At 43.1% G+C, this 20,320-nt stretch carries 20 protein-coding genes and 1 other RNA gene; 5 read left to right on the top strand and 16 right to left on the bottom strand.

The window, feature by feature from the left end; translation table 11 throughout:
* Positions 1–43: 43 nt before the first annotated feature.
* Complete coding sequence (cspE, locus tag CYCPU_RS0103030) at positions 44–244, bottom strand: transcription antiterminator/RNA stability regulator CspE (RefSeq protein ID WP_015005410.1); 201 nt, start codon at positions 242–244, stop codon at positions 44–46.
* Between the two features lie 334 nt (positions 245–578).
* Here cspE and CYCPU_RS0103025 point away from each other — a divergent pair, with 334 nt between their 5' ends.
* Both CYCPU_RS0103025 and CYCPU_RS0103020 read left to right on the top strand, forming a co-directional pair.
* A complete protein-coding gene (locus CYCPU_RS0103025; protein ID WP_016389754.1) occupies positions 579–1,907 on the top strand; it encodes a DEAD/DEAH box helicase in 1,329 nt (442 codons plus the stop codon).
* Between the two features lie 39 nt (positions 1,908–1,946).
* Positions 1,947–3,557, top strand: coding sequence for an ABC-F family ATPase (locus tag CYCPU_RS0103020; protein ID WP_015005408.1), 1,611 nt, complete (start codon positions 1,947–1,949; stop codon positions 3,555–3,557).
* A gap of 54 nt (positions 3,558–3,611) precedes the next feature.
* Here CYCPU_RS0103020 and CYCPU_RS0103015 read toward each other — a convergent pair whose 3' ends face one another.
* Genes CYCPU_RS0103015 through CYCPU_RS0103000 form a run of 4 tightly spaced genes read right to left on the bottom strand, consistent with a single transcriptional unit; the run spans position 3,612 to position 7,963 of the window.
* Complete coding sequence (locus CYCPU_RS0103015) at positions 3,612–4,166, bottom strand: DUF1415 domain-containing protein (RefSeq protein WP_020161888.1); 555 nt, start codon at positions 4,164–4,166, stop codon at positions 3,612–3,614.
* Entirely contained in the window at positions 4,160–4,699 is a 540-nt protein-coding gene (locus CYCPU_RS0103010) for a DUF2058 domain-containing protein (protein ID WP_015005406.1), read from the bottom strand. Before CYCPU_RS0103010 ends, CYCPU_RS0103015 begins: the two co-directional genes overlap by 7 nt.
* Before the next feature lie 46 nt (positions 4,700–4,745).
* The gene (locus tag CYCPU_RS0103005) at positions 4,746–7,226 is read right to left on the bottom strand and encodes an ABC transporter permease (RefSeq protein WP_020161887.1); all 2,481 of its coding nucleotides are present in this window, start codon (positions 7,224–7,226) and stop codon (positions 4,746–4,748) included.
* Positions 7,223–7,963: an ABC transporter ATP-binding protein gene (locus CYCPU_RS0103000; protein WP_015005404.1), complete on the bottom strand. Its 741-nt coding sequence runs from the start codon at positions 7,961–7,963 to the stop codon at positions 7,223–7,225. The genes CYCPU_RS0103005 and CYCPU_RS0103000 overlap by 4 nt, the downstream gene beginning before the upstream one ends.
* On the opposite strand from CYCPU_RS0103000, the gene CYCPU_RS0102995 reads away from it, so the two are divergent.
* Together CYCPU_RS0102995 and CYCPU_RS0102990 are read left to right on the top strand one after the other, a co-directional pair.
* The gene (locus CYCPU_RS0102995) at positions 7,899–8,507 is read left to right on the top strand and encodes an arylesterase (protein WP_026362573.1); all 609 of its coding nucleotides are present in this window, start codon (positions 7,899–7,901) and stop codon (positions 8,505–8,507) included. The two genes, CYCPU_RS0103000 and CYCPU_RS0102995, sit on opposite strands and share 65 nt — an antisense overlap.
* A gap of 253 nt (positions 8,508–8,760) precedes the next feature.
* Positions 8,761–9,237 (top strand): LabA-like NYN domain-containing protein, encoded by a 477-nt coding sequence (locus CYCPU_RS0102990; RefSeq protein ID WP_020161886.1) that lies wholly within the window; start codon positions 8,761–8,763, stop codon positions 9,235–9,237.
* A 65-nt stretch (positions 9,238–9,302) separates the two neighbouring features.
* Here CYCPU_RS0102990 and CYCPU_RS0102985 read toward each other — a convergent pair whose 3' ends face one another.
* The 4 genes from CYCPU_RS0102985 to CYCPU_RS0102970 are packed head-to-tail and all read right to left on the bottom strand — an operon-like array spanning position 9,303 to position 11,180.
* On the bottom strand, positions 9,303–9,686 hold the full coding sequence (locus tag CYCPU_RS0102985; protein ID WP_020161885.1) for a thiol-disulfide oxidoreductase DCC family protein: 384 nt from the start codon (positions 9,684–9,686) through the stop codon (positions 9,303–9,305).
* Positions 9,683–9,997 (bottom strand): chaperone modulator CbpM, encoded by a 315-nt coding sequence (locus tag CYCPU_RS0102980; RefSeq protein WP_020932907.1) that lies wholly within the window; start codon positions 9,995–9,997, stop codon positions 9,683–9,685. Before CYCPU_RS0102980 ends, CYCPU_RS0102985 begins: the two co-directional genes overlap by 4 nt.
* Positions 9,998–10,002: 5 nt before the next feature.
* A complete protein-coding gene (locus CYCPU_RS0102975; protein WP_020161884.1) occupies positions 10,003–10,950 on the bottom strand; it encodes a DnaJ C-terminal domain-containing protein in 948 nt (315 codons plus the stop codon).
* 20 nt (positions 10,951–10,970) lie between these two features.
* Complete coding sequence (locus CYCPU_RS0102970; protein ID WP_015005398.1) at positions 10,971–11,180, bottom strand: dodecin; 210 nt, start codon at positions 11,178–11,180, stop codon at positions 10,971–10,973.
* Positions 11,181–11,339: 159 nt separating this feature from the next.
* Between CYCPU_RS0102970 and can the strand changes: the two genes are divergently transcribed.
* Complete coding sequence (gene can, locus CYCPU_RS0102965; protein WP_015005397.1) at positions 11,340–11,942, top strand: carbonate dehydratase; 603 nt, start codon at positions 11,340–11,342, stop codon at positions 11,940–11,942.
* Between the two features lie 29 nt (positions 11,943–11,971).
* Here the strand turns inward: can and CYCPU_RS0102960 are convergent, their stop codons facing one another.
* The 7 genes from CYCPU_RS0102960 to rsmI all read right to left on the bottom strand — a co-directional run bounded on the left by CYCPU_RS0102960 (position 11,972) and on the right by rsmI (position 20,270).
* Complete coding sequence (locus tag CYCPU_RS0102960; RefSeq protein WP_015005396.1) at positions 11,972–12,355, bottom strand: DUF2721 domain-containing protein; 384 nt, start codon at positions 12,353–12,355, stop codon at positions 11,972–11,974.
* 37 nt (positions 12,356–12,392) lie between these two features.
* A complete protein-coding gene (locus CYCPU_RS0102955; protein WP_020161883.1) occupies positions 12,393–13,682 on the bottom strand; it encodes a TolC family protein in 1,290 nt (429 codons plus the stop codon).
* Entirely contained in the window at positions 13,682–16,957 is a 3,276-nt protein-coding gene (locus tag CYCPU_RS0102950) for an efflux RND transporter permease subunit (RefSeq protein ID WP_020161882.1), read from the bottom strand. The genes CYCPU_RS0102955 and CYCPU_RS0102950 overlap by 1 nt, the downstream gene beginning before the upstream one ends.
* Positions 16,950–18,038: an efflux RND transporter periplasmic adaptor subunit gene (locus CYCPU_RS0102945; RefSeq protein ID WP_020161881.1), complete on the bottom strand. Its 1,089-nt coding sequence runs from the start codon at positions 18,036–18,038 to the stop codon at positions 16,950–16,952. The genes CYCPU_RS0102950 and CYCPU_RS0102945 overlap by 8 nt, the downstream gene beginning before the upstream one ends.
* Entirely contained in the window at positions 18,035–18,667 is a 633-nt protein-coding gene (locus CYCPU_RS0102940) for a TetR/AcrR family transcriptional regulator (RefSeq protein ID WP_015005392.1), read from the bottom strand. Before CYCPU_RS0102940 ends, CYCPU_RS0102945 begins: the two co-directional genes overlap by 4 nt.
* Before the next feature lie 141 nt (positions 18,668–18,808).
* An RNA gene (rnpB, locus tag CYCPU_RS11865) (RNase P RNA component class A) lies at positions 18,809–19,170 on the bottom strand.
* A gap of 242 nt (positions 19,171–19,412) precedes the next feature.
* Positions 19,413–20,270 carry a 16S rRNA (cytidine(1402)-2'-O)-methyltransferase gene (gene rsmI / locus CYCPU_RS0102935; protein WP_020161880.1) on the bottom strand — a complete coding sequence of 286 codons (858 nt, stop codon included), beginning with the start codon at positions 20,268–20,270 and terminating at the stop codon, positions 19,413–19,415.
* Positions 20,271–20,320: the final 50 nt, after the last annotated feature.

Below are 20,320 nucleotides of genomic sequence, written 5' to 3'. Positions count from 1 at the left end.
AAAAGCCCCGCATTAAGCGAGGCTTTTTCATACGAATAGAAACTTAAGCTGTTACGTTTACAGCTTGTGGGCCTTTAGGGCCATTCTCTACGTCGAAGTTCACTTGCTGACCTTCGTTTAACGTACGAAAACCTTCGCTAGCGATAGCTGAGAAATGTACGAATACATCTTTGCTGCCATCTTCTGGAGTAATAAAGCCGAAGCCTTTAGATTCGTTGAACCACTTAACTGTTCCTGTTGCCATGATAATACCTCAATAAAATTAAAATTAAAAAATGTTACAAATCTTACAAGGAAATTAACAAGAGCAGATCTTACAAAAACCAGTAGAGAATGTAGCGAGATTAATTCTAACGTACTTTCTTTAGAAAAACAGCTTTTTCTCAACCTTTACTGACATATATCACTATATTCTTTAGCGATCAGGTACAATAAGCCCCTCAAAATGGTTGTGCTGATCGGTCTGCACCCACCTCAAAACGTGGCAATATTAAAATACTGCCCGCCGTAACTAAACATTGCTTCCACCTCGACCGTGCCATTTATTAAATGGCGGATGGACTCACGGAGAAAACTATATGTCGTTCGACTCACTCGGCCTCAGAGCTGAATTAATCACCGCTGTATCTAAAAAAGGCTACACCGAACCCACCTCAATCCAAGCCCAATCCATTCCACTCATCCTAGAAGGACGAGACCTAATGGGCGGCGCACAAACTGGCACCGGAAAAACAGCCAGTTTCACGTTACCTGTTTTACAACGCCTTATGGAATCTGGCGACGCGAAACCAAAGGCGGGCAAAGTTCGCGCCTTAGTATTAACACCAACGCGCGAACTAGCGGCACAAGTTGCTGAGAGCGTCAGAGATTATGGTCAACATTTACCCTTATCATCGTTTGTTATATTTGGTGGTGTAAACATTAATCCACAAAAGCAAAAATTGCGTAAGGGTGTTGATATTTTAGTCGCAACGCCAGGCCGTCTTCTCGATCATGTCAGCCAAAATACTGTTGACCTATCATCCGTCGAAATCCTCGTACTCGATGAGGCCGATCGTATGCTTGATATGGGCTTTATTCGAGACATTAGAAAGGTTTTAGCTTTACTACCTCAGCAAAAACAAACACTACTGTTTTCAGCCACCTTCTCAAACGAAATTAAGAAACTAACGAGCAGCCTGTTACATAACCCTGCGTTAGTAGAAGTCGCCAAAGAGAATTCTGCATCGGAGCTGATCTCCCAAGTCGTTCACCCTGTTGATAAAAAACGCAAACGTGAATTATTATCTTTTCTTATTGGCTCAAATGACTGGAAACAAGTCCTGGTGTTTACACGCACTAAACATGGCGCCAACAAATTATCCGAGCAACTCAATAAAGATGGTATTACTGCAGCCGCTATTCATGGTAATAAAAGCCAAGGGGCTCGCACTAAAGCATTAGCAAACTTTAAATCCAACGATATTCGTGTACTGGTCGCCACAGACATCGCCGCTCGTGGCCTAGACATTGACCAGCTTCCCCATGTGGTTAATTTTGAACTGCCTAATGTGCCTGAAGATTATGTACACCGCATCGGTCGTACTGGCCGAGCAGGCAGCGAAGGTGAAGCCATGTCTCTAGTTTGTGTTGATGAATTAAAACTACTAAAAGGTATTGAGCGCCTGATTAAAACCGATATCAAAAAAGTTACTTTTGAAGGTTATGAACCTGATCTAAGCATCAAACCAGAACCGATTCAAAATGGCCGTAATAATCAACGCCCTAGAAAATCAACACCCAAAAACCATTCACCTGCCAAACCTAAAACAAACACCGGTGCTAAACCGAATGGCTCCACTCGTGCAAAAAAGCGCAATACTCAAAATAAACCTACCAACCGACCTGATAATTTTGGAAATCGGTAACCACACTTTTAAACAACACATTTATAACGAGCAATCACTATGTTAATTAGCGCAAACATCACCATGCAGTTTGGCTCTAAGCCACTTTTTGAAAACGTTTCAGCCAAGTTTGGCAACGGCAACCGTTACGGGCTTATCGGCGCAAACGGTTGTGGCAAATCAACCTATATGAAAATATTAGGAGGCGATTTAGAGCCTACATCCGGCAACGTATCAAAAGACCCAGGAGAACGTATCGGTAAATTAGGCCAAGACCAATTTGCCTTTGAAGAACACACCGTTGTTGATACCGTCATCATGGGACACGATGAACTCTGGAAGGTAAAACAAGAACGTGAACGTATCTATTCATTAGCTGAAATGACCGAAGAAGAAGGCATGCGGGTTGCCGAATTAGAAGTTGAGTTTGCTGAAATGGATGGCTACAGCGCTGAAAGTCGTGCAGAAGAACTACTCATGAGTGCGGGGATTGAACAAGAATTCCATTACGGCCTAATGAGTAACGTTGCTCCGGGCTGGAAACTGCGTGTTTTATTAGCCCAAGCACTCTTTTCAGAGCCTGACGTATTACTTCTCGATGAGCCCACCAACAACTTGGACATTAATACGATTCGCTGGCTTGAAGGGATTATCAATCAGTCAAAAAGCACCATGATCATCATCTCGCATGATCGACATTTCTTAAATGCCGTTTGCACGCACATGGCAGATATTGACTACGGCGAACTGCGTATATACCCGGGCAACTACGATGATTTCATGATCGCATCAACCCAAGCGCGCGAGTTACTTCAATCAGAGAATGCCAAGAAGAAAACTCAAATGGCTGAACTGCAACAATTTGTTAGTCGCTTTTCTGCCAATGCGTCTAAAGCCAAACAAGCAACATCACGAGCTAAGAAATTAGAAAAAATTGAACTGGCCGATATTAAACCCTCATCACGTGTGAGCCCATTTATCCGCTTCAATCAAATTAAAAAACTTCATCGTGAAGCCGTCACCATTGAAAACCTTGAGCATGGTTTTGATGAAACTTTATTTACAAACACCAGCATGATTTTACAAGCCGGTACACGCTTAGCTGTTATTGGCGAAAATGGTGCCGGTAAAACGACTTTCTTGCGTTGCCTCATGAATGAAATAAGTCCTAACAAGGGTACTATTCAATGGGCAGAAAATGCCACTCTTGGCTATTGCCCGCAAGATGCTAGCGACGATTTTAATGTCGACATGACCTTATTCGACTGGATGAGTCAGTGGCGAAAACCAAGTCATAATGACCAAGTAGTCCGCATGACCTTGGGGCGTTTGCTCTTTTCATCCGATGATTTTAATAAAAAAGTTGCTGTGTGTTCCGGTGGTGAGAAAAACCGTCTACTGTTTGGCAAACTAACCTTGGGCGAAACCAATGTCATGTTAATGGACGAACCAACAAACCATTTAGATATGGAGTCTATCGAAGCCTTAAACTTAGCTTTGGATAATTATGATGGCACATTAATTTTTGTAAGTCATGACCGCGAATTCGTCTCTTCACTTGCCAACCGCATTGTTGAAATAACACCTAATGGCATTGTTGATTTCCATGGCACCTATGATGAATATCTTAAAAGCCAAGATATTGAAAACGTCAAAACGGGCACCCGTTAAAGACACCGTCATATCGTTACAAAAAAGCCCGCTTGAATACTAAAGCGGGCTTTTTTATGTTGATTGGCACGCCGTCAGCAACGCTTGCATGCCTTCCAAACCTTTTGCTCTGGCCAACTCAATATTTCTGCTTGGTATTTTATCGGGGCTTGATACACCCTCTAACGCTGCTTCTATGCTTGCTTCTCGTAAAATATGTAATATTGGATATGGCGAACGATTTGTATAATTAGATGCATCATCTTGCTGCTGGCCTTCAAAACAATAGTCTGGGTGAAACGTAGCTATTTGAAATACACCTTCATATCCCTCCTCAAGCAATAAATCATCGGCTATCGCAGCAAAATCAAGATAGTCATCGAATGATTCTAAGCCCTGTGGGTAAATCAATAAGCTCGTTTCGACATGATCGTTGTTGGCAAGGTAACTGAGCTGATCACTAAGCGCCATTAAACCTTGCTCAACACCGCGCTCATTAATCACCTTGTAGTCAACGCGCCCCGCATTAACAACAGGTTTTGCAAACGGGCAAAAATTCAACGCAATAATAACTGTCTCAACCCATTGGCGACAACTCTCTATGACCCTTTCGTCAGCTGCCCTTACCACATCAAATCATCCGGCACAGCGTAATCAGCATAGGCATCATCCGATGAAATAGGTGAAACATCTTCTAAATAAATCACACGCTCTTTATCGCGCTGTGCAATTTTTTCAGCAACCCCAATAGGCACGACTTCGTAGGTTTTACCTAGCTGAACAATCACCGCCGTGCCTGCAACAATACGTTGTCGCAAAGCTTCATCTATATAAATGGCTTTTACTTTATTATCGTGAGTAAAATTAAACGGGGCACCCTCTTCGTCTTTATCTAATTTATTAAGCGAGATAAGTTGGTTAATTTGTCCGGCAATTTGTTTCTGCTCAGCTTGTTGATTGCGTTTCTCATTAAGCAAACGATCCTTTTCTTGCTGTTTTAGCTTAGCTTCCTCAGCCAACACGGCCGCTTGATCAACCACCTGAATTTTATTTTTTTGTTTCTGTTTAATTTGTTTATGCTTTTGCGTTTTAGCTTTATGCGCTTTCGACTTACTGGTCAAGCCAGCCTTTAGCAATTGGTCTTGTAGGGAAATATTTTTCATAATATATATTTTAACCTTTATCGTTCATACAAATAATACACGTTGCTTACGTCCCTCGAAGCATATGCACAGGTGACTTATTAACCACATCTTTAACACCCCAGAAACCAGCCAAGACAACGCAGCCAGCACTAATAATGGGTACTACAAGACACAATACCCAATTAAAATAAAAATCCAAGTGAAGCACATAGCGATATAAACCAAACAACACCCAGTTGAAAATAAACACCGCAACTAACCCCGACATGACCCCAATTGCAGCAAACTCAATCAAATGGGCATTGCGTAATAGCCTGCGATGAGCACCCAATGTTCGCATCAAAGCACCTTCTGAAATTCGAGTATCCAATGTTGAATATATCGACGACAGCAGTACGGTAAAACCAGCTAACAAAGCAAAATATAATAAGTAATTAATCGCACTAGTGAGTTGCGATAAAATCAGTTTTATTTGTTTCAACATGGCATCCACTTCCAACAAGGTCATCGCTGGAAATTGCCTGACCAGATCATTTAAGAGCGTTTTATTATTTTCTGATAAATAAAAACTCGTGATGTATGTGGTTGGAAAGTTAGCCAAGGTTTCTTCAGAAAACACCATGTAAAAATTAGGTTTCATCGTGTCCCATTGCACGCTCCGCAGGTGCGTTATTTTGGCGTTAATTTGCTCACTACCAATACTAAAGGTCAGCTGATCGCCTAGCTTCACCTGCAAACTTTCAGCCAACTTACTTTCAATAGACACTTCGCCTTTTTTCGTCCCGCTCCAGTGTCCAGCTAGAGTTTTATTATCTAGCGGCAGCTCCTTATTCCATGTCAGGCTTAAATCACGATGTGTTGCACGCTCTCCTTGGGAGTCTTTGCTAACAATTTTTTGCACCGGCGTTCCATTAATAGCCACTAAACGTCCACGTACAACTGGGTGAAAACTAGCAGCGGGAACACCCTGGCGACTCAATATATTATCGAAGTTAGCCACTTGGTCAGGAAAAATATTAATCGCAAAATAATTCGGTGCCTCATCAGGTATTTGCTGTTGCCAATCGGTTAACAAATCATTCCTCACCGTAAAACTCAGTAACATAGCCAAAATCGTGATGCTAAACGCTAAGACTTGGGTCACACTGGCCTTGGGGTCTCTTAACACGCCTTGCAAACCCAAGCGTCCAGCTAAGCCAACATGCGGTAATAACTTGCGACCTTGCAATAAAAGCACGTACAACAAGCCTGCTGAAAAAATTACCGCCAATAAGCCGCCACCCATTATTGAAAACAACAGCATTAAATCATCGGTGTATCGATAAATAAGCCCACTAATCAAAGTAAGCGCTAAACCATAAACCAACCAGGCGCTACTATTCAACGGTTCGAGCTCTCGGCGTAAAACCCGTAAGGGCGAAACCCGTTTGAGCCTTAGCAAAGGTGGCAAGGCAAAACCAATCAAAATGGCAAACCCCGTCATAAAACCAAACATCACAGCAATAAGGCTTGGATCTGACACCATAGCGGGTAATAAATTACGCAATAGATGAAACAGTGCTTCTTGTGTCAACCAGCCAAATAATAGTCCAGCCGAACAAGCCACGGCACCTATTAAAAAAAACTGATATAGGAATATCAACAAAATATCATTCTGCTTACACCCCAAGCAACGCAGCACCGCGGTAGAATTAAAATGTCGCTCACTATATCGGCGACTAGACATGGCAATAGCAACACCAGCAATTAAAATAACCAAAATACTCGAGAGCCCCAAATAACGCTCAGCTCGAGACAACGCATTTCCTAGTTCGGGCCGGTCATCTTGCACGTCCATTAATCTTTGTGAAGCCGATAACAAAGGCTTTACCCACGCATTAAAGCGTTTAATCGCATTAGCTTCTCCACTAAACTGAAAGAAATAATGGACACGACTACCCGGCTGTATAACATTGGTGGCCTGTAGGTCTAACTGATTCATCATAACCCTTGGTGATAAACTATAAATATCACCCCGCTTATCGGGCTCATAACTAAGCACATGACTGACCGTCAAAGACTGATCCCCAACGGTTAAAACATCACCCACTTGTAGTTTTAAGGTAGACAAAACACGGCTATCAACCCAAACATTACCAGCCTCTGGCCCTTGCTTATGAACGGTTTCTACCGCATCAAGCATTGCCCTTGTTTTTAAGTGCCCTCGTAACGGATAGGCGTTACTAACCGCCTTTACCCCCACCAACAGCAGCTCATCATTTTCGATGACGACCGTCGAAAACTCAGTCGTTCTTGCTTGCTTTAATCCTAGCCGCTTTGCTTCATCTAACCATGTATTGGGGATGATATCAGAGCTACTGACCACCAAATCAGCCGCCAAAAATTCTGCTGCTTGTGAGTTCATCGTACGATGTAAGCGATCAGCAAATAAACTAATGGCCGTAGAGCTTGTCACAGCAATCACCAAAGCCAACGCTAATAATGTTAATTCACCACTACGAAAATCTCGGCTTAACAAACGAAAGGCTAAACTCAATCGGTTCATATAACTTGCCCCGCTTCAATATGCACACTACGCTGACATCGAGAAGCCAACGCCATATCATGAGTCACTAGCACCAGCGTTGTCTTTTGCTCTTGATTTAATTCAAACAACAGCTCAATAATCTGATCGCCCGTTTTACTGTCTAAATTGCCCGTAGGCTCATCAGCAAATAAAATTGCCGGCCTCGTCACAAAAGCACGTGCCAACGCCACTCGTTGCTGCTCTCCGCCTGATAGTTTCATTGGCGTATGCTCTAAACGATGACCTAACCCAACTCGTTTCAATAAAGCCGTTGCAGTTTTTTTTGCTTGTTTATCGCCACGTAATTCCAAAGGCAGCATGACGTTTTCTAAGGCACTCAAACGCGGCATCAATTGAAACGACTGAAAAACAAATCCCACCAACTTATTTCGTATACCCGCTCGACCATCCTCGTCTAACGCCGTTAATTCTTCGCCATTTAGTATGACAGTACCGCCAGTTGGGCTATCTAAACCTGCCAGCAACCCCAACAGCGTCGATTTACCTGAGCCAGATGCTCCTACAATCGCTATACTTTCTCCTTCATCAACAGTTAAGTTTACGGCTGATAAAATAGTCAAGTCACCATCGGCAACAGGTACAGTTTTATTTAGATTTTTTGTTTCAATAATAGGATTACTGGTTTTCAACATGATTAGAATATATTTACTGTTAGTTTTTGCATTGTTTTCGTCCGCACCTTTCGCTAAGACCATCGTGGTCCTGGGCGATAGTATAAGTGCAGGCTACGGAATGCCTATAGAAAAAGGCTGGGTTAACCTATTACAACAAACACTTAACGAACAAAACAAGCCCTACACACTTATAAATAAAAGTATTAGTGGTGACACCACCGCAGGCGGGCTTGCCCGAATTGACCAAGCCTTAGAACAACATACACCCGAAATAGTTCTATTAGAATTAGGTGCAAATGATGGCTTGCGTGGAATGCCTCCCACCTTAATCAAGAAAAATTTACGAGAACTCGTCAAACGAATCAAAGCCAACGGTGCGCAAACCCTCTTGCTTAGCATGCGTATTCCATCAAATTATGGGCAACGCTACACCGAAATGTTCTACAACAACTACCCAGAGTTGGCCGAAGAAATGGACGTTCCTTTTGTACCGTTTATTTTAGAGGATGTCGCACTCGAACCCGACATGATGCAAGCCGATCAATTACATCCAAATGAAAAAGCCCAGCCAATTATTGCACAAAAGATTTGGGACCACTTGGAACCCATTTTACAGACTAATTAAATAACCCCTGATGCGCTCAGGGGTAATAAAAGACTTTATTCACGTCGGTATTTTAGCCAAGCCATTAAATCAAAAAAATAAGCGCGAGTCATATGCGCTAAAATTTCATTAACTAGCTGATGACAAAAATGCCTTCCCCAATAATTTACTATTTCTGTTTTCTTCAACCCTTTACACGCTTTAAGCACTACATATGCTAGCCTAACGCACTCATTTTCAAGCTTAACCAAACCGGCCCTACTGAGACTGTCTTATGGATAAAATAGCTCTTTTTGTTGATGTACAAAACATCTACTACACCACTCGGCAGGCCTATGGTCGCCAGTTTAATTACCGTAAGTTATGGCAAATTATTAGTCAGCAAGGCACGATTACACAGGCTACTGCGTATGCCACCCAGCGTGACGATGACGATGGCCAGCATAAGTTTCAATCGGCACTTAAACACATGGGCTTTAGCGTTAAGCTGAAGCCATTTATTCAACGTATTGATGGCAGCGCTAAAGGCGACTGGGACGTAGGCATTACAATTGACGTGCTAGACGCAGCCAAAGAGGTGGATCGTGTAATTTTACTGTCGGGTGATGGAGATTTTGATCTATTGCTGGAGAAAATAAACCTGCAGTATGGCGTAAGAACGGAAGTTTATGGTGTACCGGCGTTAACGGCAAAGTCTCTGATTGATGCGGCTAGCGTTTTTCACCCGATTGATGAGGATTTGTTGCTGTAGCGAGTTCACCATTAACTTAGCACCAATACAAAGCGGCTCAACTTGTTTGCAAATGGTTACCCAACTTATAAGCGGCCTTCGCAAGCCAAACGCTTATCAACCATGCGTCGGTAAAAATAGCTGAGTACGGGTTTGATACCCGGCAAGCAGATAAGCACACCCAGTGGCATTAATAGTGGCACTTGCTTCATCATAATGCTGTAGGCATCCATTTCTGAATGGATAACCCCATGAGCATCTTCTATGTGTAATTCACGCAAGGCTTTGAACGGGTCTATCCCACGTTGCCTCAAGGCTTGGTCTTGACTGGTGATATCAAACCAACTAAATAAAGCCGACCGCTGACCGGCTAGCCGCTCAAATAACGCACGATCTTTAACGCAGCTGGGACAGGATTGATCATAAAAAACGGTGATTTGAGCGCGATCAACAACCGATGCTTTAGTCATTTTGCCGCTTGCTCTAACTGCAATAGGCGTGATTTTAGGCTGTCAATTTCATCGAGTAAATCCAACGCCAAGGCAATACCGGATAGATTGATATCTAGGTCACGCTGCAAGCGCATGGCTGCGTGTGCTTTTTGCAGACAACGAGCACTAAACTGCCACTGCGTTTGCCGCTGCCCCTGAGGTTCCAATATACCCTCCTGCACCAATTCAATTACCCATTCATTACTGCTTGAACACGCTTGGCATAAGTCATCTAAAGACAGTACCGTTGCTTCATCTAGCAGGAGTCCTTTAAGTATTTTATCGTTCATCGTCATTACACTCCCAATTTACTACGTGGGTTATAACCTAAAGTTTGTTCCATTTGCTGGTACAACGCTTTTGCCTCTTCAGTATCCGCTGCTGGCAGGGTAATTTGTGGTACTACGTATAAATCGCCCGGTGGTGTGCTAGGTATACCCCGCCCTTTTAATCGCATTTTTCCGCCACCTTTTGTGCCCGCTGGTATTTTCATATCGACCGGCCCATCGGGCGTTGGTACTTTAATGCTCGCGCCTAAGGCTGCCTCCCATGGAGTAATGGGTAAATCTAGATACACATCATGCCCATCAACACGGTAAAAAGGGTGTGCTTTAAAATCAATTTCTAGATATAAATCACCTTTGCCGCCTTGCCCCATACCCGCTGAGCCCTGCCCAGCCAAACGGATACGCTGGCCTTTTTTAACCCCTTTAGGAATTCTTACCTTTAAGGTTCGCTGTTTAGTAACTACTTGCCCGTTAGCGTCCAACTCTGCAGCGTTAAGGGTAATACTATGCGTGGCACCTTGGTAGGCATCCATGAGTTCTATGCTTACTTTGGCATGATGATCTTGCCCTCGCGCATTAAAACCGGTTTGCTGACGAGTTGACCGCCCTTGGTTAAACTGCTGGCCAAATAAAGATTCAAAAAAATCACTATAATCCGCACCATCGCCATCGCTGTAACCACCACTAAATTCATAACCCTCGTCCCAATTTGGTGGTGGGTTAAAGTCTTGACCAGCTTTCCAATTAGCACCCAACTGATCGTAGGCCGCACGCTTTTCTGGGTCTTTTAGTACATCGTAGGCTTCACCAAGCTCTTTAAAACGGGCTTCTGCATCCTCGGCTATATTTACATCAGGGTGGTATTTACGTGCTAACTTCTTATACGCGCGTTTTATCTCATCTTGTTTAGCATCGCGCTCAACACCCATAATGGTGTAATAATCTTTATAATCCATCTGCTACCCCGCTTTACTCCTTAGTCTTCTAACCGGAAGCCTATTTTAACGGTTACTTGCCAATGTTTAATTTGCCCTTGGGCTAGGTGACCGCGCGTTTCTATCACTTCAAACCAATCCATATTACGGGTTGTTTTAGCCGCAGCTTCAATGGCATTTTTTATTGCATCGTCCGAGCTGACTTCTGAACTACCCGTTAGCTCAATATATTTATAGGTATGATGACTCATCTTATCCTCCTATCATTTGTTGGTACTTTTAGCATATACCTTTAAGTCGGAACCGACAATTATTTAGCAATCGATTCATTTGACCTAAAGATCGGTGAGATAGTGACCCAAATTCATGTAAAATTTAATCACCATTAAAAATCATCGTGGCAAATGAATATGAAAAAGCTGGAACATCTTTTTAAACAAAATAAAGAGTGGGCTCAGTCCATTACAGACGAAGACCCAAACTTTTTTAAAAATTTATCTAAACTGCAATCACCCGAGTACCTTTGGATTGGCTGCTCTGATAGCCGAGTACCGTCCAATCAGCTACTGAATCTTGCCCCAGGTGAGGTCTTTGTTCATCGTAACATTGCTAATATGGTTATCCACAGTGATCTAAACTGCTTGTCGGTTATGCAGTTTGCCATTGAAGTACTTAAAGTTAAGCATATTATCGTTTGCGGCCATTATGGTTGCGGCGGTATCAAAGCCTCACTGGAGGACGTTGACCATGGGCTTATTGATAATTGGCTTGGGCACATTAAAGATGTACATCGCCTTCACGCAACTGAGTTAAATGCAATTACTGATCAGGAAGAAATGGAACACCGTTTATGTGAATTAAACGTGATTGAGCAAGTAGCTAATGTTTGTGACACCACTATCGTCAAGAATGCTTGGAAAAGTGGTGCTGACTTATCGGTACACGGCTGGGTTTACAATATTAAGAACGGTATTCTAAAAGATATTACTAATACGCCTATCACTCACGGGTAACAGTCGTATTACTGACTACCATTTATTGGCTAACAATCGATATCTTCAAGTTCTATATTAAGTGCATGGCCTGAAATAATCAGCTCGTATAGTGAAACAACCAGCGACAGCATCATGAGTACTAAACTGATAGTAAAAGCCCATTGACCGAAATCACCAGCCGCTAAAAATAATAGGAACATCGCAGCTACGCAAAAACTAATGCTTAGTACCCCCAAAATTTGCATCCAGATGATTAACTTTATACGCAACTGCAAACTGATAATCTGACGTGCAATAAGCTGCTTATTCGTCTCATTAATTTGCTGATGTAAACCGCGGATAACGTTTGCCAAGCCCAAAAAGCGATTCGTATAGGCAAGTAGTAACAATGAAATAGCGGGAAATAATAAGGCGGGGGTCGATAGTTCCATACTTGATTAAAATTCTTTATGTAAGTTGATAGAGCGCTTATAAATCACTGATAGCCCTTTTTAACCTAATGCTTGCTAAGACCGCATCATAAACAGCATTTGCATGGTTATTCTGGCTGTTTTTCCGTAGTGCTTCGGCACTAAGCACATCGGTATTGGTTGATAAGCCATGCTCATACCGATCACGATTAACCTTTAGGTTTTCTTCTGCCTGATCAATAGATTGCTCGGTTACGCCAAGACGTTTACGTGTTTCTTGTACGTCTAGCCAATATTGCCTTACTTGCAGTTTAACAAGGCTTAATACTTCATCATATTGTTTTTCAAGTGAACGCGCTTGACGAGCCATTGCTGACGATTGATGACGAATTAGGCCTGCATCGAACAACGTCCATTTCACACCGACACCTACTAACCATTGACCCTCATGTGCCTGATACTCGTTTTCTTGAAAATCATAACCGCCCGTTAAAGCAACTTGTGGCGCATTACCTGCTCGAACAGCCTTTGCTTTGGATTTAAGTGCGTCGGCTTGTTCTTTTAAAACACGCAATTCGTAACGTTGCTTAATCGCTTGAGCCAATAACATATCCAACGAAAGGTCTACTCTTTGCGGCTCTAATTCTTTCAATAAGACCGCTGTTTGAAAATCTCGCCCCAGTAAACGATTATAGGCAGATTGACTAATATCAAGCCTATTTTCAACCTGCATAGATGACTGCACTGCATCGGCCAAAGCAACTTTCGCGGCTAATAAATCATTTCTTGATACCATCCCCTGCTGATATAGGTTTTCAACATCTGCCTTATGCGAGGATAGGCTGACCACATGACTATTTGCCACCTCAAGTGCTTTACTTAATCGCAACACCGCGATGTAGGCTTCAGCCACTTTCAGCTTCAAGTCTAGCACTTTACCCGCCTCAAACTTTTTTGAAGCTTCTAACGAAGAGGTTGCCGCATCGATACCACGACTAATTTTTCCACCGGTGTAAATAGGTAATACCGTCATCGCTTTGTACGAATAACTTTCTCGTTCAGCCAATGGGAATTGTGTTGATACACCCGCAAAATCTACTTTTGCTTCTGGGTCATTCTCCATCATGCTATACCCTGCCCCAACAGTGACATTAGGCAAACGGGCTGCCTTTGCTGCCTCTAGCTGGTATTGACTAGCTTGTGTATTTTCACGCACCGCTTGAAGACTATGGTCATACTTGATGGCAATATCCCATGCCTGCTCGAGTGTTTCTGCTTCTAAAGCCATGGGAAGCACGCAGCCAAACAAAAGTACAAGAGCAAAAAGTTGGTTCTTTTTAAACAACATTAGTCTTCTCCTGTTGAACCAGTATGAAGCGACTGACGTGTTAACATTGAATACAGCAACATCGGTACCACAACCAGTGTCAACGCCGTTGACACAATCGTACCGAAGATTAATGAGATCGCCAGCCCACCAAAAACAGGGTCAGATAACATCACCGCAGAGCCCAAAACAATCGCCAATGCTGTCAATAAAATTGGCCGTAACCGAACAGCCCCTGCCTCTCTAACCGCTTCATGTGCAGACATACCTTTTTTCATATAGTCCACTACAAAATCAATAATTAACAATGAGTTACGAACCACCACACCCGCTAATGCTATTACTCCAATCATCGACGTTGAGGTGAAAGGTTCACCAACTATCCAGTGCCCAGGAAACACACCAATCAGCCCAAGTGGAATAGCCGACATGGCTATCAGTGGTATTTTAAACGAGGCATAATAACCGACCAATAATAGATAGATAAAAACCAATGCAATACCAAGCGCACCTAACATGTCGCGAAAAACATCTAAGGTTAAACGAATCTCGCCATCCCATAGCAATTGGTATCCATCAATCGTGTCAGGGGTAACCGATTGTAATTGTAAATTACCCGTTGTTAACACCTCTCCTTCACCCAATGACAGATTGTCTAATCGTTGATCTATATCCATCACTGCATACACCGGTGTGGTATCGCTCAGTTCTGCACCTACAAATGTCACGCGCTCATAATCCTTATGCAAAATTGGCCGGTCTTGAATATCGTTAACCACTCGAGTCAATTCAGATAGCGGTATTCTTTGCCCTTGTCTGTTCGTTAAATAAATACTCGATAAAAGCGTTGGGTCTATCTGGTATTGATAAGGAATATGTAAGCGTATTGGCACAATCTTTTTTTCTGACGCAATATGTAAACGGCCCATCTCAGTCCCACTGACCATTTGCCTCAATGCTTGTACAACCTGCGCTACTGAAACACCCGATAAAGCGGCTTTTTCTTTATCTACAATCACTCTAAACTGTGGCACATCAGCCACTTCAGAGTCATGCACCTCAACAACGCCGTAAGTCTCTTTAAACACCTTGCTCACCTTGGCTGATATTTCACGAAGCTTTTCCGGATCTTTACCATAAATTTCAGCTAAAACCGTCGCCCGTAAAGGCGGGCCGGGTAAGTCTTCTGCTAATTGAATAACACTGCCAGGGTAACGTTGCTGAATTTTTTCCATTGCAGGACGCAGCTGAGCAACTAAATCAATAGAACTCATATCTCGCGTTTTTTTATCCGTTAAATTCACTCTCACTTCAGCAACAAATGAACCTTTTTTATTACCCGCTCCCTTTAACAAGCCATTAAAATCAATAACGCCCGTTTGCCCAACCCAACTTTGATAATTAAGCACGTTATCACGCTCACGCAATAGAGCACCCACTTCGCGAGTGATCTGATCGGTCACTTCTATCGGCGTGAATTCAGGCATGTCGATCGTAATGTTAAAGGTGTTTTTATTATCCTTCGGCAAAAAGACTAAAGGAATACCGCCCGCTGACACTGGGCCACCCACACCCGCAGGGCGAATAAATTGCCAAGCTGGTTGCAACATGGATAACACAATAGCTAAGACAATAACGCCTATTGTAATGTAGCGATAACGCCGACGAGCTAATAAGGGCGTAATAATGTTGTAGTAAAACTGATGTAATTTATCATTGTCATGGGGCGTTTCTAAATCTTCCCCTTCACCCGGTTTGAGCCAACGGTTAGCAGCCCAAGGTGTAACAATATAAGCCACTAATAATGACGCAAACATGGCCATTGGCACATTAAATGCGATGGGGAAAAAATATTGCCCTGCCATGTCTGTCACCACCACCAACGAACCAAACACCAACATAACGGCAAACGTCGCTAAATTGGTTGGGTTCCCAATTTCGTTAGTGGCCTCAACGGTGACATCCACCTTATCCTTTAACCATAAGCTTTTATAATGCCTATGAATATTCTCAATCACCACAATTGAAGAATCCACTAATAACCCTAAAGAGAGAATTAAACCGAACAAAGTGACTCTATTGATGGTGATTCCAAATATATAGTCAGAACCCAGTGTTAAAGCCAAAATAAAAGGCACACTAATCCCAACGATGAGCGCTTCTTTAAACCCAAGAAAAAGCACAATAACAACAAAAACAGAAATGATAGCGATACCCAGATGCTCAATCAAATTATTAACCGCATCATCAGCCTTTTTGCCATCATTACGCGTAATAATGACCTCTACTCCGGCGGGAATAAAACTGTTTTTCATCCGCTCAATTCTATCTAGCACATCATCCGCTACGAAGACCGCATTGGTCCCGGTTTTTTTTGCAACGGCAATAGAAACCGCGGGGATTTCTACCGTAGCGGTGGAACCAAATCTTGGGTCTGCTGGGCCATAAGCAAATCGTGAAAGTTTGTCTCGTTCTTCTCGAGGACCATCAATGATGTCTGCAACATCTTCCATGTAAATAGCTTGTTGATTAAAGCTACCTATTATTAGTTTTTTGACTTGTTCAGCAGACGTTAAAAACCCATCTAAGTAGAGGTTACTAACCTTTCCTTGAATTGCTTGTGTGCCAACCGGGGCCGATACATTACCAGCTTGCAATGCTGCCTGCATTTGGTCTAGCGTAATACCAAAACCCAACAACCTTTCAGGATCAAGTTCGACCCGAACCTCTCTGTCTCGCCCTCCTTTAACGTAGGCAACCGACACTTCATTCAAACTACGTAAACGGTCTACCATATGGTCTGCTAGGCGTTTTAAAGCGTAATCATCATATTTTTCTGAGGCTAGGGTAACCGTTAGAATTGGCACATCATCAACATCAACACTTCTAATTAAAGGAACTGAAGCATCAGCAGGTAATTGGTCTTGTTTTCCTAGAACTCGGTCGTAAAGCTTCACGAGCGATTCTTCCTTATCAAGCCCTACTTTAAACTGAACACTCACCACACCCATAGAGTTCAGTGCGGTTGCATAGGTATGATCAACACCAGGTATTTCTCGAATAATGCCTTCTAATGGATTGATCACCAGTTCTTCTATTTCGCTTGGTGTTGCACCCGGCATGCTGACAAAAATTTCGGCGCCCGGCACCACAATTTGCGGGTTTTCCTCACGAGGCGTTAACAAAATAGCGATAATACCCAGCAATACACAGCTGAGCATAAATAACACGGTTAACTTGGAGGTAACGAAAGCATGCGCAACCCATCCCGCCGGATTTAATCGCTTATTATCCACCCACTACATCCCTTGCTTGAATAGAGTCACCCTCTCGCAACCGCTCAGTAGGGGCTGATACAATTTGCTCGCCACCCGTTAAACCGACTAATACTTCAATTTTTCCGCGGGTTGTTTTCCCTAAGCGTAGCCAGCGAAAATGAATGCGCTGTTGTTCGTCAACTATATATACCCCGGTTAAGCCCGCCCTGCTTATCAAGGACTCAACACGAATAACCGGCGAGGATTTAACGCCTACTTTAAAATGAGCTCGCCCAAACATCCCTGGCCGTAGCTTACTGTTATCCGGTAACGAGACTTTTACTTGTGATTTACGCGTTAACGGATCAGCCGATGGAACAACTCGAGCAATAACGCCATGAAGCGATTCATCAAGCGCATCAATAACCAGCTCAACAGTTTCTCCTCGACTGATATTTTTTAACTGTCCCTCGCCAATATACGTTTCAAATAACAAACCGTCAGCTGACTCAACTGTTAGTAAAGGTATAGCAGGTGCTGCCAAATCTCCTTCACGTTTATGCCGCCCCACTACCACACCACTAACTGGGCTTGTAATTTGAGTATATTGACGCTGCGCCTGAGTTGTTTGTAGCGCTGCTTTAGCTTCGCGTAATGTGTCTTGCGCGATATCCCGCTGCAACCGTACTTTTCTGAGTTTGTTTTCAGACACGCTGCCACGCTCAAATAATGCTTGGAAGCTTTCCAGATCGGTTTGCGCATCTTTTAATGCCGATTTTGCTTTATCCACCGACGCGGTGACTTGCCGAATAGCACCTTCAACATCCGCACCATCCAATACCACTAATGTTTGTCCGGTCGTCACCGAATCACCTTCACGCACCAAGATTTTCTTAATATAGCCCGTGCTTCTAGAGGCAACATCAACACGATGATCTGAAACAATAGAGCCTGTTGTTCGATAAACTATTGGTAGACTCTCAACTTGCACCTGTGCTGTTTGCAGTGCCCAAGGTTCTTTCACTGCTTTTTCAGCCTTAGGCTGCTCAGAACACCCTAATAGGTTAACCAGCAAACCTATTGACAGCATAAGTGTTAATTGTTTTTTCAAAAAACTCATGTATTAGGGCCCCTCTCATCGGCCACTGTATTGATGGTATTAATATTGTTTTTCAATAGTTGTATAACGTGTGACGAAATAACACTTGGGTCACTATAAGATGTCTTCCATCCCGGTAAGTATTGACACATAGGTCTGGTAGCTGAGTGCGATAGCACCAACCAAATACTGGAGACGGTTAACATGTAATGGTCAGCCTCAGGGGCAATATCCTGAACCAAGGCTAGAACCATTTTAAAGGGCTCTAATAGCACTTCTTCAGCCACTAACTTCAACCTCGCCTCATCCCCATCCAGCAACTCCCACATGACTAACGCCCTAACGTTTTGATCGTCATTAACCATCAAGGCAAAGCGCTCGATAAAACTTTCAAGTCGCTCTAGCGGTGCCCCTGTGTTTGAAACAGAGCCTGCTATGGCAGTCGCCTTATCAACAAATGAGTGTTTCAGCACTTCAAAATATAGCGCGTGTTTATCGGGAAAGTGATGGTAAATTGCGGCGGTACTCAAGCCAACCAATTTAGATAATTCACGCATAGAAACGCCGTTATAGCCTTTAGCGGCAAATAACGGTGTGGCCTTATCCAGTATGTTAATGCGTGTATTTATTTCTTTGCTTTGTGCGTTCATCTACCAACTGGTTACTTAACGTTCGTTAAGGCGAATTTTACTACATAAAATACCGCGACGCAACATAGGCCAAACAATGAAAAAACAATGCCTTTAGCACTTAAGCGAGCTGTTTTTAGGCGTTAGAATCGTTATAAAAGTAAGTGGAGTTGGCCGATAAGCCGGGTTCTGTCGAGGACAGTCATTCATCTGGGATGCATATCACTATGCACCTCGAGCGACCTACCCAGAAGCCGTGTGGGCCACACGTTGCAACTTACGTTGCTACTTCTCTATTTGGTCTTGCTTCAAGTGGGGTTTACCATCGCCGTGATACGTTACCGTACACGCGGTGCGCTCTTACCGCACCGTTTCACCCTTACCGGTCTACCAGTAGACTTAGGCGGTTTCCTTTCTGCTGCACTATCCGTAGGCTCACGCCCCCCAGGCGTTACCTGGCACTTTACCCTATGAAGCCCGGACTTTCCTCCCTGCTTGCGCAGAGCGACTGCCTGGCCAACTCCGCGTGCAGTGTACAAACTAATACCTCTTCGATCAATTTTATTAACAATAAAAATTAATTGCTATTGTTAATGTAAAAAGGCAACTGACACAGTTTTACTTAACACGGCAAGCATTCTACTCATGCAAGCTCAACACTACCTCCAGGCAACCTTATAAAAACATTCTGTTAAAGCAACAACGCAAATTAAGTTTTGAAGCCTGATTAAAGCAGACCAAACTCACCCTAGTTTTTGTCCTTTTTTTAATCATCAGCTTGTATTTCAAGTGCTCTTTTATACAGCGCTTTCTTTGGCTGACCGGTCAATTGAACTGCCAATTTAACAGCCGTTTTTAGTGAACACTCTAGCAATAAAGTTTCTAGGGTCTTAACGTCTTCATCGGACAGCTCATCCTTTTTATGCTGCTTTTTGTTGACGCCTTCTATCAATACGACAAACTCACCACGCTGCATATTACTATCTGCTTGAAGTAATTGATAAATATCTGCAACCGACCCTGTTGCAATTGTTTCATATGTTTTAGTCAATTCACGGGCAATCGATATCTTATGCGTTGGGTCATACGTAGCGAATATATCGTCCATGCATTTAATAATGCGATGGCTCGATTCATAAAATACGAGCGTACCTTGACGACCCTTATATATCTCAAAAATTGCTTTTCGCGCTGCCGATGTTCGCGGCAAGAAGCCTTCGAAACTAAACCTATCTGTTGCTAATCCAGATGCGCTAAGCGCCGCAATTAACGCACAAGCACCGGGAACCGGCACCACCTCAAAACCAGCCTGCTTGACCCCTTCAACTAAGGAGTAACCTGGGTCATTAATAAGTGGTGTGCCCGCATCCGATATCAACGCGATTGATTCGCCAGCGCTCAACTTTTCTAATAAAAACTGACGCTTATTGTTTTCGTTATGCTCATGGTAGGCCGTCATCGCTGTGTTTATCGAGTAGTTATTCAACAAGACTTTGCTATTACGCGTGTCCTCGGCGGCAATCACATCAACCGCCTTAAGCACTTCTAAAGCACGTAAACTGATATCTGATAAATTCCCAATAGGTGTGGCTACAATATAAAGTATGCCTTTATCGTTTGACATCGTTGACCCTGAAAAAGATACTAAGCACTGGTTTGATCATTTTTAATTTT

It is taken from the genome of Cycloclasticus pugetii PS-1 (assembly GCF_000384415.1).
In the GTDB taxonomy this organism is placed as follows: Bacteria; Pseudomonadota; Gammaproteobacteria; order Methylococcales; family Cycloclasticaceae; genus Cycloclasticus; species Cycloclasticus pugetii.
Note: the sequence above shows the minus strand (reverse complement) of the source record. Positions and strands in the feature narration are given on the sequence as shown.

Coding starts and splice junctions, on each gene's coding strand:
- cspE (WP_015005410.1), bottom strand. CDS start 244: ATGGCAACAGGAACAGTTAAGTGGTTCAACGAATCTAAAGGCTTCGGC.
- CYCPU_RS0103025 (WP_016389754.1), top strand. CDS start 579: ATGTCGTTCGACTCACTCGGCCTCAGAGCTGAATTAATCACCGCTGTA.
- CYCPU_RS0103020 (WP_015005408.1), top strand. CDS start 1,947: ATGTTAATTAGCGCAAACATCACCATGCAGTTTGGCTCTAAGCCACTT.
- CYCPU_RS0103010 (WP_015005406.1), bottom strand. CDS start 4,699: ATGAAAAATATTTCCCTACAAGACCAATTGCTAAAGGCTGGCTTGACC.
- CYCPU_RS0103005 (WP_020161887.1), bottom strand. CDS start 7,226: ATGAACCGATTGAGTTTAGCCTTTCGTTTGTTAAGCCGAGATTTTCGT.
- CYCPU_RS0102995 (WP_026362573.1), top strand. CDS start 7,899: ATGATTAGAATATATTTACTGTTAGTTTTTGCATTGTTTTCGTCCGCA.
- CYCPU_RS0103000 (WP_015005404.1), bottom strand. CDS start 7,963: ATGGTCTTAGCGAAAGGTGCGGACGAAAACAATGCAAAAACTAACAGT.
- CYCPU_RS0102990 (WP_020161886.1), top strand. CDS start 8,761: ATGGATAAAATAGCTCTTTTTGTTGATGTACAAAACATCTACTACACC.
- CYCPU_RS0102985 (WP_020161885.1), bottom strand. CDS start 9,686: ATGACTAAAGCATCGGTTGTTGATCGCGCTCAAATCACCGTTTTTTAT.
- CYCPU_RS0102980 (WP_020932907.1), bottom strand. CDS start 9,997: ATGAACGATAAAATACTTAAAGGACTCCTGCTAGATGAAGCAACGGTA.
- CYCPU_RS0102975 (WP_020161884.1), bottom strand. CDS start 10,950: ATGGATTATAAAGATTATTACACCATTATGGGTGTTGAGCGCGATGCT.
- CYCPU_RS0102970 (WP_015005398.1), bottom strand. CDS start 11,180: ATGAGTCATCATACCTATAAATATATTGAGCTAACGGGTAGTTCAGAA.
- can (WP_015005397.1), top strand. CDS start 11,340: ATGAAAAAGCTGGAACATCTTTTTAAACAAAATAAAGAGTGGGCTCAG.
- CYCPU_RS0102960 (WP_015005396.1), bottom strand. CDS start 12,355: ATGGAACTATCGACCCCCGCCTTATTATTTCCCGCTATTTCATTGTTA.
- CYCPU_RS0102955 (WP_020161883.1), bottom strand. CDS start 13,682: ATGTTGTTTAAAAAGAACCAACTTTTTGCTCTTGTACTTTTGTTTGGC.
- CYCPU_RS0102945 (WP_020161881.1), bottom strand. CDS start 18,038: ATGAGTTTTTTGAAAAAACAATTAACACTTATGCTGTCAATAGGTTTG.
- CYCPU_RS0102940 (WP_015005392.1), bottom strand. CDS start 18,667: ATGAACGCACAAAGCAAAGAAATAAATACACGCATTAACATACTGGAT.
- rsmI (WP_020161880.1), bottom strand. CDS start 20,270: ATGTCAAACGATAAAGGCATACTTTATATTGTAGCCACACCTATTGGG.